Raw genomic sequence first — 16,123 nt, forward strand, 5'->3', positions numbered from 1 at the left:
GCGGTCGCCGCTGATTATCTGCTGGTAACATCGGGAGATGACGAATGGACGACGACCGCCTGTGGAGCTTCGAGCAAAGCCTATGGACCGAAGGTCCGGACAATTACCGTGAAAAGGTCGATGCCGAGGTGGTGATGGTGCTGCCGCACCCGCCCTTCGTCTATAACGGCGACGCGGCGATCGACGCCGTGGCCGCGACACCGGTGTGGGCGCAGGCGGACCTGACCGAGCGGCAGGTCTCGCGCCCGCAGGAAGGGCTGATCGTGATCGGCTACCGCGTCAAGGCAAGCCGCGACGGCGAAGCCTATGAGGCGCATTGTACCTCCACGATCCGACGGATCGAGCATGAGGTGTGGCGCGTCGTGCAGCATCAGCAGACGCCGGTTCTGGCCCAGTCCGCCACCAGCTAGCCGCCACGGGCCGGCCACGCGCGGTCGTGGCCGGCTTCAGCGCGCCGCCCCGCGCCACTTGGTCCACAAGTGCCGCGCGAGCATTGCCGGCGGCATCCGTAGCCAGTGCGAGCGGATGTAAAACCCCAGCCGCGTGAAGGGGCGGGTCGCCCTACCCCAACCGTCGCGCGCGGTTACGCGGCGCAGGCAAATGCGATCGCCGGGCGAGAGCGTGGCACCGTCACCGTAGAGCGCCGCAGCAAGACGCACCGCGCGGCTGACCGCATCGGCAAGGCCGTGATGCTCGGCGCGCTCGACCAGCCCCTCGACGCCGTAATCGTCAAGCAGGCAGTGCACGTCCCACAGGTTGCGCATTCCGCCCGCCAGGTCGCCGTCGGCGAACAGGTGCGCGGCGGCGTGGACGATGACGTCGGCGCGCGAAAGCATCGCCAGACCCGGCCGCAGCGGCATTGCATCGGCCAGCAGTGCGTCGGCATCCGGGGTGATGCGCGCCGTGAGCGGCAGGATGGTGTGGTGAACGTCGATCATTCGGTCGCGGTCACGGTGGATCAGCGGCGGCAGTTCGTGCATCCAGCGGCGATAATAGGCATCGTCATACGGGTCGGGCTTGACCCATTCCCACCCGGCGGCGAGCAGCGCCTGTTCGACCACATCCAGATGCGCGTGCGGCACGAGGATATCGAGATCGCCGATGGAACGCCCCTGCCCGGCGGTAAGCCCGGCGGCGACGAACGCGGTGCCTTTCAACACCACCACCGAGATCCCAAGCGGTGCCAGCGCGCGCCTCGCCGCCTCCGCCTCCCACAAGGCGAGCGTGCGGCCGTGATCGTGGGAGGCACGCGCATCGGCGAGGATGCGCGCCACCGCCGGCGGCATTGCCGCGCCCTGCAAGCGCCACGCCAGCGTGCCAATCATCTGTTCCGCCCGCGCGATGGCGAGGAGTGCGGTCCAATCGTCGGCATCGAGCGTCGCCGCCTCAGCAGGTGTGCGCATCACGCGGGCGAGCAGCCAGCCGTCGCCCACAGCGCCGTTCATTGGGCGCGCCATGCGGCCTCGACCTGCGCGAGCGCGGTGGCGGTGTCGGGATAGTCGATCGCCTGCGCCGGTATGCTCCGTACCAGCCGGGTGAGCGCGTCGAACCCACGCTCACCCATCGCCACATAGTTCGTCGATGCCTGGGTCAGCCGCACGAAGACCTCGCCTGGCGCAACCGGGCGCACATCCGGCGCGAAGCCGTAGCGCGGGAACAGCAGCAACGCGGGCGTGCCGGGCGTGTCCATCGCCGCGACCGCGCGCGCATCGGGGACGAGGTGGCGGATCGCGCCCTTCGGCGTGCCCTCCAGCAAGGGGCCGAACCGCGCACCCGGCAGGGCCGCCTCGACCGCCGGGATCGCGGCGTTCTTCAGGCTGACGAGGCGCGGGAAGGCTTGGACTGCGCCGGTCACCGGGTCGATCAGCGCGAATTCGTCCCCCATAAAACGCCAGCCGGCCTGCGACAGCAACGCCGCCAGCGTCGATTTGCCCGAGCCGGATTCGCCCGTCATCAGCAGCACCCGCCCGTCACGCTCGACGGCCGATGCGTGGAGCAGCAGATAGTGTCGCTGGCCGAGCGCCATCTGCAGGTTCATCGCCATCTCGGCGGCGAGCAACCCCTGCGCAAGCGGTAGCGGCGCAGCGTCGGGCAGCACGAAGTCGCCCCCCAGCATCACCGCCGGGCGGATCACCCGCCGCCACGGGCGCGCGGCGAACAGCCGCACGGTAAAATCGGGCACGCAGTCATCGGGCTTCGGGTAGCCGGCATACAGCGTTTCAAGCTGGCGGATAGGCGCGCGCCAGTCCGAACCGACACGAAAGCCGACCGGGCCGATCCGCACCGTGAAGACATGCCTCACGCGGTGCTGACCAATCCGGCGGCGACGAGTTCGTCGAGCCGCGCGGCGAGTGCGTCTTCGTCCGCATCGAGCAGATCGTAGTCCTGCGCGAGCCGCACGATCAGCCCGGTAAGCGTCAGTCCGGCAGGTGCCAGCGCGGCCAAGATTTCGGGTGCCGGCGGTGCGACGAGGTGGGTGATGCCCGACGCGCGGTGATAGATCGCGGTGAAGGCGTCGAGCGGGACGATGCGCAGCACGTCAGGCGACGCGGCGCGGTAGACGGGATCGTGTTCGGCAGGGCAAGACACGGCGTCAGCCGCGCGGCATCTGCAACGATGCGAAACAGGTGAAGCCGCTCGTTCCCGAATGAAGGTTGCGGACGTAGTTCATATACGCCTGGCTGCGTTCATACTCCACGCCGGGCAGGTTGCCGCCGGCCAGCGCCTGCTTGACGTCCTGACCCTTAAGCGGCCGGGTCGGCGGGGCGAAGGCACCGGCGGTGCCGCTGTTCACCACCGAGCCATCCGCGGCGATCCAGCCGGCACGACGGCTCGGATCGGGTACGGGGATCGAACAATGCACGATCGACACCGCCGTCGCGGCGAGCGCGGGGCGGATCGACACGATCGCGCTCGCGCCGACCGCGCCGAGCATCAGCGCGCGCCGGCTGGTCGCGCCGTCACGCTCCACGTCTTCGTTCGGCTGTTCAGGCTCTTCGCTCATCCACGATCCTTTATCCCGCAAGCCCTTTCACATTCGCAAAACGCTGGCAAGCAAGGCTATCGCGGTTAACGATGTTTAGACTAGGGCGACGTTCCGGATTGGGGCATGACGGGCGGGTGAGACGGGCAATGATCAACGGCTTCGGTCTCCGCACACTGGCGGCACTCGCGATCGTCCTCGTCGCGGCGTGCGCGGTGTTCCTGCTCGGCGATGTACAGGCGACGCTGGTGATGCTGGTCGGCGGGGTTGCCGCCGTGCTCGCCGCCGTCGGCACGGACGACGACGCGGACGGGGCGGAAGCGCCCGCCCCGCCGCTTGCGCCCGCCGACCCGATACCGACGGTGATTGGCGCGATCGTCGAGCCGATCCTGATCGTCACCGGCGGTCAGGTCAGCCATGCCAACGATGCGGCGCGCGCGCTGCTGGGCGGGCATATCGTCGGGCAGGACGTGCGGCTGGCGATCCGGCATCCCGGCGCGGCCGAGCGGCTGATGAGCCCGCCCTCGGACGTGCGGCAACCCTCGGTCAATCTCGTCGGGCTTGGCGCGCGCGAACAGCGCTGGGAAATGCGGATCGGCGACACTCCAGACGGGCAGCGCATCGTCCACCTGATCGACCAGACCGGCAGTTACGCGGCGGAGCGGATGCGCGTCGATTTCGTCGCCAACGCAAGCCACGAACTGCGCACCCCGCTCGCCTCGATCCTCGGCTATATCGAGACGTTGGGCGACGAGGCGGGCGACGAGAAGGGCCTGCGTGACCGTTTCCTCAAGATCATGTTCGACGAGGCGCGGCGGATGCAGCGGCTGGTCGAGGATCTCATCTCGCTGTCGCGGATCGAGGCGGAAAAATACCGCCTGCCTGACCGCGCGGTTGATCTCGCCGAGTTGATCGCCGAGGTGCGCGGCAGCATCCTCGACGCGCAGGGCGAAGGTGGCGCGCCGATCGTGGCGGAGGTCGCGGCAGACGTGCCGCCGGTGTCAGGCGACCGCGCGCAGTTGAGCCAGGTGCTGCACAATCTGGTCGGCAACGCGCGCAAATACGGGCGCAAGGGCGCGCCCGTCACCATCCTGCTTGAACAGCACGCCACCGGCATGGTGCGCCTGGCGGTGCGGGACGAAGGCGACGGGATCCCGCCTGAACACATCCCGCGCCTGACCGAACGCTTTTACCGCGTCGACCCCGGTCGCAGCCGCGCGGCGGGCGGGACCGGGCTCGGCCTTGCGATCGTCAAGCACATCGTCGAGCGGCATCGCGGGCGGCTCGATATCGAAAGCGTACAGGGGCACGGCACGACGGTGACGGTGCTGATCCCCGCGCACGGAAACGCTGTCATAAAACGGTAACCGAACCGTCACACAGACTGGCCTCGCGGGTGCTAGCGCATCCGTTCGGGGACGATCAACGACCCGCTCGGGAGACGTCCTCATGCACGGAAGGGTTGCGACTGTCGCCGCGTCAGCGCTCGCGATCCTGCTGTGCGGCTGTACCGACGAGGCCGATGGTGGCGGCATGGGATCGCGCGACCAGATCAAGGTGGTCGGTTCCTCCACTGTGTTCCCCTTCACCACCGTTGTGGCGGAACAGTTCGTGGAGCAGACGCCGGGCGTGAAATCGCCGGTGATCGAGTCGACCGGTACCGGCGGTGGCATGAGATTGTTCTGCGCGGGCATCGGTGCCGCGCATCCCGATCTCGAGGATGCCTCACGCCGGATGACCGCGGCGGAATATGCCCGCTGCAAGGCCAATGGCGTGGACGGCGTGATCGAGGTGCAGGTCGGCGTCGACGGCATTGCCTTTGCCGAAGCGAAGAACGGGCCGGACGTGCGGCTGACGGTCGCCGATCTGTACCGCGCGATGGCGGCGGCCCCCGATGGCAAACCCAACAGCGCGCGCGTGTGGCACGACGTGAACCCGGCGCTGCCCGCCACGCCGATCCAGATCTACGGCCCGCCCGCCACCAGCGGCACGCGCGACGCGCTCGCCACGCTGATCCTCGCGCGCGGTTGCGAGGGCGTGCACCCGGAACTGACCGCGTTGAAGCTGCGCGACCCCGATGCTTTCGCGCAACGCTGCACGCGCATCCGCGAGGATGGCGCCTATGTCGACGCGGGCGAGAACGACAATCTCATTGTCCAGAAGCTGCAGGCCAATCCCGATGCGATCGGCATCTTCGGCTACTCATATCTGGAGCAGAACCGCGACAAGCTGAACGGCATCGCCATCGATGGCGTGGCGCCGACCTATGCGACGATCGCGCAGAACCGCTACCCCGGTTCGCGGCCGCTCTACGTGTACGTCAAGAAGGCGCATCTCGGCGCGATCCGGGGCTTGCGCGAATATCTCAGGCTATACGCCACATTGTGGAACCCGGATGGCCCGTTGATCGCCAAAGGGCTGATCGCCTCGCCTGCCGACGTGCGCGCCCGCGCCGCCGCGGTCGTGACGGGCGAGACCCCGCTCGACCCGCGCCAGTTGCACTGACCGGCCGTGTCGTTCCTCATCCTCTTCTTCCTGATCGCGGGGCTTGGCCTGATCGCCTGGCTGGCGGCGCGGATGCGCGCGACCCGCTTCCGCCGCGCGAGCAAGGCGCGGTTCAGTTCGCTGCCGTCGCACCACGGCGGCTTCGTGGCGATCGCGACGGTGCTGCCCGCCGCGATCTTCCTGGTGGTGTGGGCGTCTTGCGCGCCCGGCCTCGTGACCGACCGGGTGGTGCACCAGCCCGCCGCGATCCACCTGCCGCCGCCAGGGTTCGAGCGTGCGGCGATCCTGTCGGAGGCGCGCGATCTGGCGCGCGGCAACGGCTTCGGCACGCCCAGCCCGCTCGCCGTCGTGCTTGCCCCCGCCTATGCCGCCGCGCAGACGCGGGCGAACTGGATCGGCGGCAGCGTTGCGTTGCTGCTCGCCATCGCGTTCGGGCTGTGGGCGTTCACCCGCGTCGGCCCGAGGTTCGCCGCGCGCACCCAGATCGAACGGCTCATCATGGCGCTGCTGCTCGCCGCCGCGCTGGTCGCGATCGTGACGACGATGGGGATCGTCGTGTCGCTGCTGTTCGAATCGGCGCGGTTCTTCGGCATGGTGCCGATCGGCGACTTTTTGCTCGGCACGCACTGGAGCCCGCAAGTGGTCGATCCGCGTGACCCCGGCGCGTCGCTCGGCGCGGTGCCGTTGTTCTGGGGGACGTTCTTCATCGGTGCGGTGATCGCGATGATCGTGGCGATCCCGCTCGGGCTGATGAGCGCGATCTATCTCACCCAATATGCCACCCCGCATGTGCGGCGCTGGGTCAAGCCGGTGATCGAGGTGCTCGCCGGCGTGCCGACCGTGGTATACGGCTATTTCGCCGCACTGACGGTGGCGCCGCTGGTGCGCGATGCCGCCGTCGCGATCGGCGTGCGCTGGGCAAGTTCGGAAAGCGCGCTTGCCGCTGGCCTCGTCATGGGTATCATGATCATCCCGTTCGTCTCGTCGATGGCGGACGATTCGTTCACCGCCGTGCCACCGGCGATGCGCGACGGCAGCCTGGCGATGGGCGCGACGCAATCCGAGACGATCCGCCGCGTGCTGCTGCCCGCCGCCCTGCCCGGTGTGGTCGGCGGGGTGCTGCTCGCCGTATCCCGCGCGATCGGCGAGACGATGATTGTGGTGATGGCGGCATCGGGCGTGGCGACGCTGACGCTCAACCCGCTGGCACCCGCCACCACCGTCACCAAGCAGATCGTCGATCTGCTCACCGGCGAGGCGGAGTTCGACAGCCCCAAGACGCTGGCCGCCTTCGCGCTCGGCCTCACGCTGTTCGTCATCACCTTCCTGCTCAACATCGTCGCGCTCACCGTAGTGAAGCGCTACCGGGAGGCGTATGACTGAGCGCACGCCCCTGCCCGGCGTGCCCGCGCCGACCGACTGGCGCGGCGCGTTGCACCAGCGCCGCATGGCGAAACGCTATGCCGCCGAGCGGCGCTTCCGCCGGCTCGGGCTGACGGCGGTGCTGCTGTCCGCCGGGTTCCTCGTCATGCTGCTGGTGTCGATGCTGGCCGGCGGGCTGAACGGCTTCGTGCAGACACAGATCGCGCTGCCGATCGACTTCCCCGCCACGCATCTGGCAGTGGATGCCGCCAAGCTGCGCGGACCCGGTGCCGATCTCGCGCTCGCCGCCGCCGACCTGACCGGCGCCACCGATGCCGCCGCGATCGCCGCCTACGGTCCGGGCGGCGAGACCCTGATTTCAGACGGTGCGTGGACACGGGTACGCGACCAGCTCAAGGCCGACCCGTCGCTGCTCGGCAAGCGGGTGCGGCTGTGGGTGCCCGCCGCCGACCGGATCGACATCGCCGCCAAGCGCGAGGGCGCGCCCGCCGACGAGGCGATCGTCGCGAAGCTGACCGCCGCTCATGCGATCACAACCAGCTTCAACCTGTTCTTCCTCACCGGCTCGGATTCGACCGATCCGACCATGGTCGGCATCTGGGGCGCGCTCAAAGGCTCGCTGTTCACAATGCTGGCGACGCTGCTGATCGCCTTCCCGGTCGGGCTGTTCTCCGCGCTGTATCTTGAGGAATATGCGCCGCGGAACCGCTGGACCGACCTGATCGAGGTTTCGATCAACAACCTTGCGGCGGTGCCGTCGATCATCTTCGGGCTGCTCGGGCTCGCGGTGTTCCTTAATACCTTCCACCTGCCGCGCTCCGCGCCGATCGTCGGCGGGCTGACGCTTGCGCTGATGACGATGCCGGTGATCGTCATCGCCAGCCGCAACGCGATCAAGGCGGTGCCGCCGTCGATCCGCGAGGCGGCGTTCGGGATCGGCGCGAGTCCGGTGCAGGTGGTGTTCCACCACGTCCTGCCGCTGGCGATGCCGGGCATCCTCACCGGCACGATCATCGGCATGGCGCGCGCGCTCGGCGAGACCGCGCCGCTGCTGATGATCGGCATGCGCGCATTCATCACCGCGCCGCCGGGTAGCCTGCGTGATCCCGCGACGGTGCTGCCGGTACAGATCTTCCTGTGGTCGGATCAGGTCAATCGCGGCTTCGTCGAGAAGACCAGCGCGGCGATCCTGGTGCTGCTCGTCTTCCTGCTCGCGATGAACGGCGTCGCGATCTACCTCCGCAACCGCTTCGAGAGCCGCTGGTGAACGCTGAAACTTCCATTACGCGGCACAAGATCTCCGCACGCCACGTCAACGTCTTCTACGGCGACGCGCAGGCGATCCGCGACGTGTCGATCGATTTCGACCGCGACGTGGTGACCGCGCTGATCGGCCCGTCCGGCTGTGGCAAATCGACCTTCCTGCGCACCTTGAACCGCATGAACGACACGATCCCGAATGCGCGCGTCGAGGGCGAGATCGACCTCGACGGGGAGGATATCTACGCGCCCGACATGGACGTGGTGCAGCTTCGCGCGCGCGTCGGCATGGTGTTCCAGAAGCCCAATCCGTTCCCGAAGTCGATCTTTGAAAACGTAGCCTATGGTCCGCGCATCCATGGGCTGGCGGCCAACCACAACCAGCTTGCCGAGATCGTCGAACGCTCGCTGAAACGCGCGGGGCTTTGGGATGAGGTCAAGGATCGTCTGTCCGACAGCGGCACCGCCCTCTCCGGCGGTCAGCAGCAGCGACTGTGCATCGCGCGTGCAATCGCGGTCGATCCGGAGGTGATCCTGATGGACGAGCCGTGCAGCGCGCTCGACCCGATCGCCACCGCTCGCATCGAGGAGCTGATCCACGATCTGAAGGGCCGCTACGCGATCGTGATCGTCACCCACAACATGCAGCAGGCGGCGCGCGTCTCGCAACGGACCGCCTTCTTCCACCTCGGCGCGCTGATCGAGACGGGCACGACCTCCGACATCTTCACCAATCCGCGGCAGGAACGCACCAAGGATTACATCACCGGCCGGTACGGCTGAGGAACGAGCAATGGCGACCTACGAACATACCATCAAGATTTTTGACGACGAGATCGGCCAGTTGCGCGGGTTGATCGCGCAGATGGGCGGCATGGCCGAACAGGCGATCGGCGATGCGATCGAGGCACTGAAGAACCACGACCTCGAAACCGCCGCTGAGATCGTGCGGAACGACAAGAAGCTCGACGCGCTTGAACATCAGGCGGAGGAGCTGGCGGTGCGCATCATCGCGCTGCGCGCGCCGCTCGCCGACGATCTGCGCGAGGTGGTGGCGGCGCTGAAAATCGCCGGCGTGATCGAGCGGATCGGCGATTATGCCAAGAACATCGCCAAGCGCACCCCGCTGATCGACTCGCACGGCGATATCGAGCCGCTGTCGGTGCTGCCTGCGATGGCCGCGCTGGCGATCGAGATGGTGCACGACGTGCTCGACGCGTTCGCCGCGCGCGATGCTGCCGCCGCGCAACAGGTGTGCGCGCGCGACCGCGCGGTGGACGATTTCTACAACAGCCTGTTCCGCGTGCTCGTCACGCACATGATGGAGAATCCGGCGACGATCGGCCAGGTCACGCACCTGCTGTTCATCGCCAAGAACCTGGAACGGATCGGCGATCACGCGACCAACGTCGCCGAGATGGTCTATTTCGCCGCGACCGGCACGCACATGGCCGAGCGCGATCGCGGCGCCTTCGTATTGCAACAAGGGGAGTAAGCACATGGCTCGCGTCAAGATGTTGCTGGTGGAAGACGATGCCGCGCTCGCCGAACTGCTGATCTGGCATTTCAAGCGCGAGGATTTCGACGTGAAGCAGACGCCCGACGGTGAGGAGGCGCTGCTGCTCGCCAAGGAGGCGACGCCGGATATCGTGCTGCTCGACTGGATGGTGGAAAGCCTGTCCGGTATCGAGGTGTGCCGCCGGCTGCGCCGCATGCCGGAGACGGCGAACGTGCCGATCATCATGCTGACTGCGCGGGGCGAGGAGGAGGACCGCGTGCGCGGGCTGGAAACGGGCGCGGACGATTACGTCACCAAGCCGTTCTCGCCGCGTGAACTGGTCGCGCGCGTCGGCGCGGTGCTGCGCCGGGTGCGCCCGGCGCTGGCGGGCGAACAGCTCACCTATGCCGATATCGAGATGGACACGGTGGGGCATAAGGTGCGCCGCGCGGGCGAGGTGATCCCGCTCGGGCCGACCGAGTTCCGCCTGCTCAAGCATTTCCTAGAACATCCCGGCTGGGTGTTCTCGCGCGAACGATTGCTGGACGCGGTGTGGGGACACGACAGCGATATCGAGAGCCGCACCGTCGACGTGCATATCCGGCGGTTGCGGAAAGCGATCAACGGCGACGACCGGCAGGATATCATCCGCACGGTGCGTTCGGCGGGCTACGCGCTCGACTCGGGCGCGTAAGGGGCGCTAAGCGGCAGGGCGATGCATCTGTTTCCGCCCGCCACCTGCCCGCGCCTGATCGTCAAGATCGGATCGGCCTTGCTTGTCGAGAGCGCTGGCGGGGTGCGGCGGGCGTGGCTGGCCGGCATCGCCGCCGATATCGCCGAGCGGACCCGCGCCGGGCAACAGGTCGCGGTCGTGTCCTCGGGCGCGATCGCGCTGGGCGCGCGCCGGCTTGGGCTGGCCAAAGGTGGCCGCGCCAGTCTCGAGGATGCGCAAGCCGCCGCGGCGGTCGGGCAGATCGCGCTCAGTCAGGTTTGGGCGGAGACGTTGGGCGACGAAGGGCTGACTGCCGCGCAGATCCTCGTCACGCTGGACGATCTCGAGGATCGCCGCCGCTATCTTAATGCCGCCGCCACGCTGGACCGGTTGCTGTCGCTCGGGGTGGTGCCGGTGCTCAACGAGAACGACAGCGTAGCGACTGCCGAGATCCGCTTCGGCGACAATGATCGGCTCGCCGCGCGGGTGGCGCAGGCGGCGGGCGCGCAGGGCGTCGTGCTGCTGTCGGATATCGACGGACTCTACGACCGCAACCCTGCCCTGCCCGGCGCCGAGCATATCGCGCGGGTCGAACGGATCGACGATCGTATCGAGGGCATGGCGGATCGCGGCTCTGCATCGGGGATGGGTTCGGGCGGGATGGTCTCCAAGATCGCCGCCGCCCGGATCGCCAATGGGGCGGGCGCACACCTCGCCATCGCCAGCGGGCGGATCGAACGGCCGTTATCCGTCGAGGCGCGGCATACTGTGTTCGTGGCGGAGAAGTCGGCCCCCGCGCGGAAAGCGTGGCTGGCGGGCGGGCTGACCGCGCGCGGCACGATCCATGTCGATGCCGGCGCGGCGACTGCGTTGCGCAGCGGCGCGAGTTTGCTTGCCGCCGGAGCGACACGCGTGGAGGGTCATTTCCGGCGCGGCGACCTGGTGGCGATTTGCGAAGCCGACGGGCGGGCGCTTGCGCGCGGCCTCGCCGAATATGATGCCGAGGAGGCCGGGCTGATTACCGGACGGCGCAGTGGCGAGTTGGCGGAGATCCTCGGTTATGCGCCGCGTGCCGCGCTCGTCCATCGCAATTACATGGCGCTGTTGTGACGCGCGCACTCCGCTCATCCGCTAGCACCTCCGCCCGGGAAGGACGCATCAGGCCATGACCACCCTCGCCATCACCGGCGGAACCGGCTTCGTCGGCACGCGGCTGATCGAACGCGCGCTTGCCGACGGGTATCGGGTGCGCGCCCTCACCCGTCGTGCGCAACCACCGCGTGAGGGCGTCGCGTGGATCGCGGGCGCGCTAGACGATGGCGCCGCGCTGGCGGGACTGGTCACCGGCGCGGATGCCGTCATCCACGTCGCAGGGGTGGTCAACGCGCCGGACCGCGCGGCGTTCGCCGCCGGTAATATCGCTGGCACGCAAGCGTTGGTGGATGCAGCGCGTACGGCCGGCATAGGCCGCTTCGTCCACGTATCCTCTCTTGCCGCGCGCGAGCCGCAGCTTTCCGCCTATGGATGGTCCAAGCATGGCGCGGAGGAGGTGGTCGCCGCCTCCAACCTGGACTGGACAATGGTGCGCCCGACCGCCGTGTTCGGCCCCGGCGACATGGAGATGCGCGAGATGTTCCGGGTGGCGAAGCTTGGCCTCGCGCTGCTGCCGCCGCCCGGCAAGCTCGCGGTGATTCACGTCGATGATCTCGTCCGGCTGCTGCTCGCGCTGGTCGCGCATGATCCCGGGCGCGGCATCTACGAGGCGGATGATGGCCGCCCAGGCGGCTGGACGCACCGCGCGTTCGCGCGCGCGATCGGCACTGCGGTCGGGCGCAAGGTGCTGGCACTCAGCCTGCCCAAACCGGTGATGCTCGCTGCCGCACGGATCGACCGGCTGACGCGTGGCACCAAGGCCAAGTTGACGGCGGATCGGGTCGGCTATTTCTGCCACCCCGACTGGACGATCGACCCGGCCCGTGCACCCGATCCTGCGCTGTGGGTCCCGCAAATCGCCACGCCCGACGGCCTCGCCGCGACGGCGGCATGGTATCGTGCGCACGGCCTGCTATAGAATTGTCCGAATGCCGCCGCATTTGCTTGGCAACACCCGAGCGGCCACACTCCAAAGGATTTTCATGAGCGACCGCGCCCAAGTTTTCGAAACCGTCACCGCCCAGATCGCGCCGTTCAACAAGAAGGGCGTCGCGCTGACCGACGCCACGACCTTTCAGGGCGATCTTGAGTGGGACAGCCTGACCGTGATGGACTTCGTGGCGGCGATCGAGGACGAGTTCGACATCATCATCACGATGAACATGCAGGCTGAGATCGAGACCGTTGGTCAGTTGGTCGACGCCGTGATGAGCCTCAAGGCCTGAACCTCTTACCCGTTCGTCCTGCTGGACGAACGGTCCGGGAAAGAATGACATGACCGAAGCCGCTGCCACCGCCGAAGCCCTGCCCGTCTCGCCTGCCGCGGTCGCGCCGGAGCACGACCTGTTCGCGAAATTCGACGCGCTGATCGCCGAACGCGAGGCGTTGATGGCGACCGGTGTGCGCGACCCGTTCGCGATTGTGATGGACGAGGTGAAATCGCCGACGCAGGCGATCATCAAGGGCAAGGAAACCATCCTGCTCGGCACCTACAATTACATGGGCATGACGTTCGATCCCGACGTGATCGCCGCCGGCAAGGCCGCGCTCGACACGTTTGGCGCGGGCACCACCGGCAGCCGCGTGCTCAACGGCACCTACTCCCCGCACAAGGATTGCGAGGATGCGCTGAAGGAGTTCTACGGCACCGACCACGCCATGGTGTTCTCGACCGGATATCAGGCCAATCTCGGCATCATCTCGACGATCGCGGGCAAGGGTGAGTACATCATCCTCGATGCCGACAGCCATGCCTCGATCTACGATGGCTGCGCGCTCGGCAATGCCGAGATCGTTCGCTTCCGCCACAATTCGGTCGAGGACCTCGACAAGCGGCTCGGCCGTCTGCCGAAGGAGCCGGGCAAGCTCGTCGTGCTGGAGGGCGTCTATTCGATGCTCGGCGATATCGCACCGCTGCCGGAAATGGTCGCGGTCGCCAAGAAGCACGGCGCGATGGTGCTGGTCGACGAGGCGCACGGCATGGGCTTCTTCGGGCCGAACGGTCGCGGCGTGTATGAGGAACAGGGTGTCGCGGACGACGTCGATTTCGTGGTGGGCACGTTCTCCAAATCGGTCGGCACGGTCGGCGGGTTCTGCGTGTCGAACCACCCCAAGTTCGACGTCATGCGGCTGGTGTGCCGCCCCTATGTGTTCACCGCATCGCTGCCCCCCTCCGTGGTGGCGACCGCCGCCACCTCGATCCGCAAGCTGATGCACGCTGGCGAGAAGCGCGCGCACCTTTGGCGCAACTCGAAGCGGCTGCACGGCGGCCTCAAGGAGATGGGCTACACGCTCGGCACCGATACGCCGCAATCGGCGATCATCGCGGTGATCCTCAAGGACCAGACGCAGGCGGTGGCGCTGTGGCAATCGCTGCTGGAGGGCGGGCTGTACGTCAACATGGCACGCCCGCCCGCAACGCCGGCCGGCACGTATCTGCTGCGTTGCTCGCTATGCGCGGAACATAGCGCGGAGCAGGTCGAGACGATCCTCACGATGTTCCACACCGCCGGACATGCGGTCGGCGCGCTTGCCTAGGGGGAAGTCGTAGCTTTCCCCAGAGCGCGCGACAGGGTAAATACCAACGCCATGAGTGGGACCGAAGCCTATGCGACGCCCGACTTCGGGGTGGAGCAAAGCTCTGCCGCGGCGTGGCGCACCGTCACGCTGGCGGTCATCGCGCTGCTCGGGGTGTCGGTGCTGGTCGGGCTGATCCTCACGCTGTCCAACGCCAACCGCCAGCGCGACGAGGCGCGACAGCGGCAGAGCGACAGTTACGAGGTGATGATCCTCACCCGCACGCTCGCCGGTACCATCGCCGATGCCGAGGCTGCACTTGGCCGTTACGTGATCAGCGGCGACCGCAACTGGGGCGCAAAATATTCGGAACGCTGGCAGGTTGCCGGTTCGCAGATCGAAAAACTGCGCCGCGATACGATCGACAATCCCGATCAGACGCAGACGATCGCTCAACTCGACACCGCATATCAGGCGCGCGGGGCGGAGCTTGATCTGATCGCGCTCAGCACGCGCTACAAGAAGAACAATCAGGCGCTCGGCCTGTTCTACCGCGCCGGTACCGCGCCCTCGCTTGCCCAGATCACCGCCTCGCTCGACCAGATCTCCGCGCGCGAACATGCCCTGCTCGACCGGCGGACTACGGGGGCGATGCAGGCAGTCGCACGCTCCAATGACGTCGCCAAGGTGCTGGCGATGTTCGGCGTGCTGATCGTGATCGGGGCCATCGTGCTCGGCTGGCTGATGGTGCAGGCGCTGCGGTTCGAGGCGATGGCGCAGTCCGAGACCGCTGCCGAACGCGCGCGGGCCGAGGAACTGGAGATCGCCGTCGCGGAGGCCACGACCGAGTTGCGTGCGCAGGAGGCGCGACTGCGGCAGGTCCAGAAAATGGAGGCGATCGGCCAGCTTACCGGCGGGATCGCGCATGATTTCAACAACATGCTCGCGGTCGTTCTCGGCGGGCTGGAACTCGCGCGGCGGCAGATCGCCTGCGATAGTGAGGCCGCCGTCCGCCACATCGACAGCGCAACTGAGGGTGCTCACCGGGCCGCGGCATTGACCAAACGCCTGCTCGCCTTCTCACGCGAGGAGGCGCTGCGGACCGAAGCGATAGAGCCGGGCGCGCTGGTGGCCGGCATGTCCGACCTGCTCGACCGCACGCTGGGCGATGCGATCAGGGTGGAAGTCATCGACGCAGGCGGCGGCTGGCACACGCGGATCGACCGGCATCAGCTTGAGAACGTGATCCTCAACCTCGCGGTAAACGCGCGCGACGCGATGGACGGCCGTGGACAACTGACCATAACCACCGCCGGCACCGCACTGTGCGCCGGTGCGGTCGGCGCATGTCCTGCCGGCGAGTATGTCAGCATCGCCGTGTCAGACAGCGGCGCGGGAATGACGCCTGCGGTCATGGAGCGCGTGTTCGAGCCGTTCTTCACGACCAAACCGATCGGCAAGGGTACCGGGCTTGGCCTTAGCCAGGTGTTTGCCTTCGTCCGCCAGGCCGAAGGCGAGGTCGCGCTTCGCTCCGCGCCCGGTGAGGGCACGACCGTGACGCTGTACCTGCCGCGCCACGCCGCCGAGCCTGTGTCGGCCGTAGCCGCACCTGCCGCGCACGACGCAACTCCGGCAGCGGCACTGGACATTCTGGTGGTGGAGGATGATCCACGGGTGCTGGCGGCGACGATCGGTGCGCTGGAGGAACTCGGCCACCGCGCGACCGCGTGTGACGATCCGCTTGTCGCGCCGGACGTGCTCGCCAGCAACCCTGCGCTCTCGCTGGTGATTTCCGACGTGCTGATGCCGGGCCGCACTGGTCCTGAGATGGTCGCCGGCCTGCTACGGCAACGCCCCGATCTCGCGGTGCTGTTCGTGACCGGCTTCGCGGGAGAGGCGAACGAGGCGGAGTTCGGCGGCCACGGCATGTTACGCAAACCCTTCACCATCGCGGCACTGGAAGCCGCCATCCATGCCGCCGCCACCGCGACATGCGCAGGCGCAGGCGCAGGCGCGGAGGCGAACGCCGAACAGGACATCGCCGCCGAATGATTTCGTAGCTGACGCGCACGCGATAGGCCGATATAGCCCGGCGCTTCCGGACCCCTCGGTT

At 67.8% G+C, this 16,123-nt stretch carries 17 protein-coding genes; 13 read left to right on the top strand and 4 right to left on the bottom strand.

Going from position 1 to position 16,123, the window contains the following annotated elements:
• Nucleotides 1-44 precede the first annotated feature (44 nt).
• Nucleotides 45-410, top strand: coding sequence for a DUF4440 domain-containing protein (locus tag OXR00_RS05090; protein ID WP_267386965.1), 366 nt, complete (start codon nucleotides 45-47; stop codon nucleotides 408-410).
• 36 nt (nucleotides 411-446) lie between these two features.
• Here OXR00_RS05090 and OXR00_RS05095 read toward each other — a convergent pair whose 3' ends face one another.
• From OXR00_RS05095 to OXR00_RS05110, 4 genes are read right to left on the bottom strand one after another with little or no spacing between them, the layout of a single operon-like run.
• Complete coding sequence (locus OXR00_RS05095; RefSeq protein WP_267386966.1) at nucleotides 447-1,445, bottom strand: nucleotidyltransferase family protein; 999 nt, start codon at nucleotides 1,443-1,445, stop codon at nucleotides 447-449.
• Complete coding sequence (locus OXR00_RS05100; protein ID WP_267386967.1) at nucleotides 1,442-2,302, bottom strand: HprK-related kinase A; 861 nt, start codon at nucleotides 2,300-2,302, stop codon at nucleotides 1,442-1,444. Before OXR00_RS05100 ends, OXR00_RS05095 begins: the two co-directional genes overlap by 4 nt.
• Nucleotides 2,299-2,589, bottom strand: a complete 291-nt coding sequence (locus OXR00_RS05105) for an HPr-rel-A system PqqD family peptide chaperone (RefSeq protein ID WP_267386968.1) — start codon at nucleotides 2,587-2,589, stop codon at nucleotides 2,299-2,301. The genes OXR00_RS05100 and OXR00_RS05105 overlap by 4 nt, the downstream gene beginning before the upstream one ends.
• Before the next feature lie 4 nt (nucleotides 2,590-2,593).
• Nucleotides 2,594-3,004 carry a hypothetical protein gene (locus OXR00_RS05110; RefSeq protein WP_267386969.1) on the bottom strand — a complete coding sequence of 137 codons (411 nt, stop codon included), beginning with the start codon at nucleotides 3,002-3,004 and terminating at the stop codon, nucleotides 2,594-2,596.
• 128 nt (nucleotides 3,005-3,132) lie between these two features.
• On the opposite strand from OXR00_RS05110, the gene OXR00_RS05115 reads away from it, so the two are divergent.
• The 12 genes from OXR00_RS05115 to OXR00_RS05170 all read left to right on the top strand — a co-directional run bounded on the left by OXR00_RS05115 (nucleotide 3,133) and on the right by OXR00_RS05170 (nucleotide 16,062).
• Nucleotides 3,133-4,350 (top strand): ATP-binding protein, encoded by a 1,218-nt coding sequence (locus tag OXR00_RS05115; RefSeq protein WP_267386970.1) that lies wholly within the window; start codon nucleotides 3,133-3,135, stop codon nucleotides 4,348-4,350.
• Between the two features lie 82 nt (nucleotides 4,351-4,432).
• Nucleotides 4,433-5,488 carry a substrate-binding domain-containing protein gene (locus tag OXR00_RS05120; RefSeq protein ID WP_267386971.1) on the top strand — a complete coding sequence of 352 codons (1,056 nt, stop codon included), beginning with the start codon at nucleotides 4,433-4,435 and terminating at the stop codon, nucleotides 5,486-5,488.
• Nucleotides 5,489-5,494: 6 nt separating this feature from the next.
• Nucleotides 5,495-6,871, top strand: a complete 1,377-nt coding sequence (pstC, locus tag OXR00_RS05125; protein WP_267386972.1) for a phosphate ABC transporter permease subunit PstC — start codon at nucleotides 5,495-5,497, stop codon at nucleotides 6,869-6,871.
• Entirely contained in the window at nucleotides 6,864-8,138 is a 1,275-nt protein-coding gene (gene pstA, locus OXR00_RS05130; RefSeq protein ID WP_267386973.1) for a phosphate ABC transporter permease PstA, read from the top strand. The genes pstC and pstA overlap by 8 nt, the downstream gene beginning before the upstream one ends.
• Nucleotides 8,135-8,914 (top strand): phosphate ABC transporter ATP-binding protein PstB, encoded by a 780-nt coding sequence (pstB, locus tag OXR00_RS05135; protein WP_267386974.1) that lies wholly within the window; start codon nucleotides 8,135-8,137, stop codon nucleotides 8,912-8,914. Before pstA ends, pstB begins: the two co-directional genes overlap by 4 nt.
• 10 nt (nucleotides 8,915-8,924) lie before the next feature.
• Nucleotides 8,925-9,626, top strand: coding sequence for a phosphate signaling complex protein PhoU (gene phoU, locus OXR00_RS05140; protein ID WP_242146841.1), 702 nt, complete (start codon nucleotides 8,925-8,927; stop codon nucleotides 9,624-9,626).
• A 4-nt stretch (nucleotides 9,627-9,630) separates the two neighbouring features.
• Nucleotides 9,631-10,323, top strand: coding sequence for a phosphate regulon transcriptional regulator PhoB (gene phoB / locus OXR00_RS05145; protein WP_242146843.1), 693 nt, complete (start codon nucleotides 9,631-9,633; stop codon nucleotides 10,321-10,323).
• A gap of 21 nt (nucleotides 10,324-10,344) precedes the next feature.
• Complete coding sequence (proB, locus tag OXR00_RS05150; protein WP_267386975.1) at nucleotides 10,345-11,451, top strand: glutamate 5-kinase; 1,107 nt, start codon at nucleotides 10,345-10,347, stop codon at nucleotides 11,449-11,451.
• Between the two features lie 55 nt (nucleotides 11,452-11,506).
• Nucleotides 11,507-12,412 (top strand): NAD-dependent epimerase/dehydratase family protein, encoded by a 906-nt coding sequence (locus OXR00_RS05155; protein WP_267386976.1) that lies wholly within the window; start codon nucleotides 11,507-11,509, stop codon nucleotides 12,410-12,412.
• A 64-nt stretch (nucleotides 12,413-12,476) separates the two neighbouring features.
• The gene (locus OXR00_RS05160) at nucleotides 12,477-12,719 is read left to right on the top strand and encodes an acyl carrier protein (protein ID WP_242146848.1); all 243 of its coding nucleotides are present in this window, start codon (nucleotides 12,477-12,479) and stop codon (nucleotides 12,717-12,719) included.
• Nucleotides 12,720-12,768: 49 nt separating this feature from the next.
• Nucleotides 12,769-14,031 carry an aminotransferase class I/II-fold pyridoxal phosphate-dependent enzyme gene (locus OXR00_RS05165; protein WP_267386977.1) on the top strand — a complete coding sequence of 421 codons (1,263 nt, stop codon included), beginning with the start codon at nucleotides 12,769-12,771 and terminating at the stop codon, nucleotides 14,029-14,031.
• A 51-nt stretch (nucleotides 14,032-14,082) separates the two neighbouring features.
• Nucleotides 14,083-16,062: an ATP-binding protein gene (locus OXR00_RS05170; RefSeq protein ID WP_267386978.1), complete on the top strand. Its 1,980-nt coding sequence runs from the start codon at nucleotides 14,083-14,085 to the stop codon at nucleotides 16,060-16,062.
• Nucleotides 16,063-16,123 lie beyond the last annotated feature (61 nt).

The organism is Sphingomonas sp. GC_Shp_3 (assembly GCF_026540945.1).
GTDB lineage: Bacteria > Pseudomonadota > Alphaproteobacteria > Sphingomonadales > Sphingomonadaceae > Sphingomonas.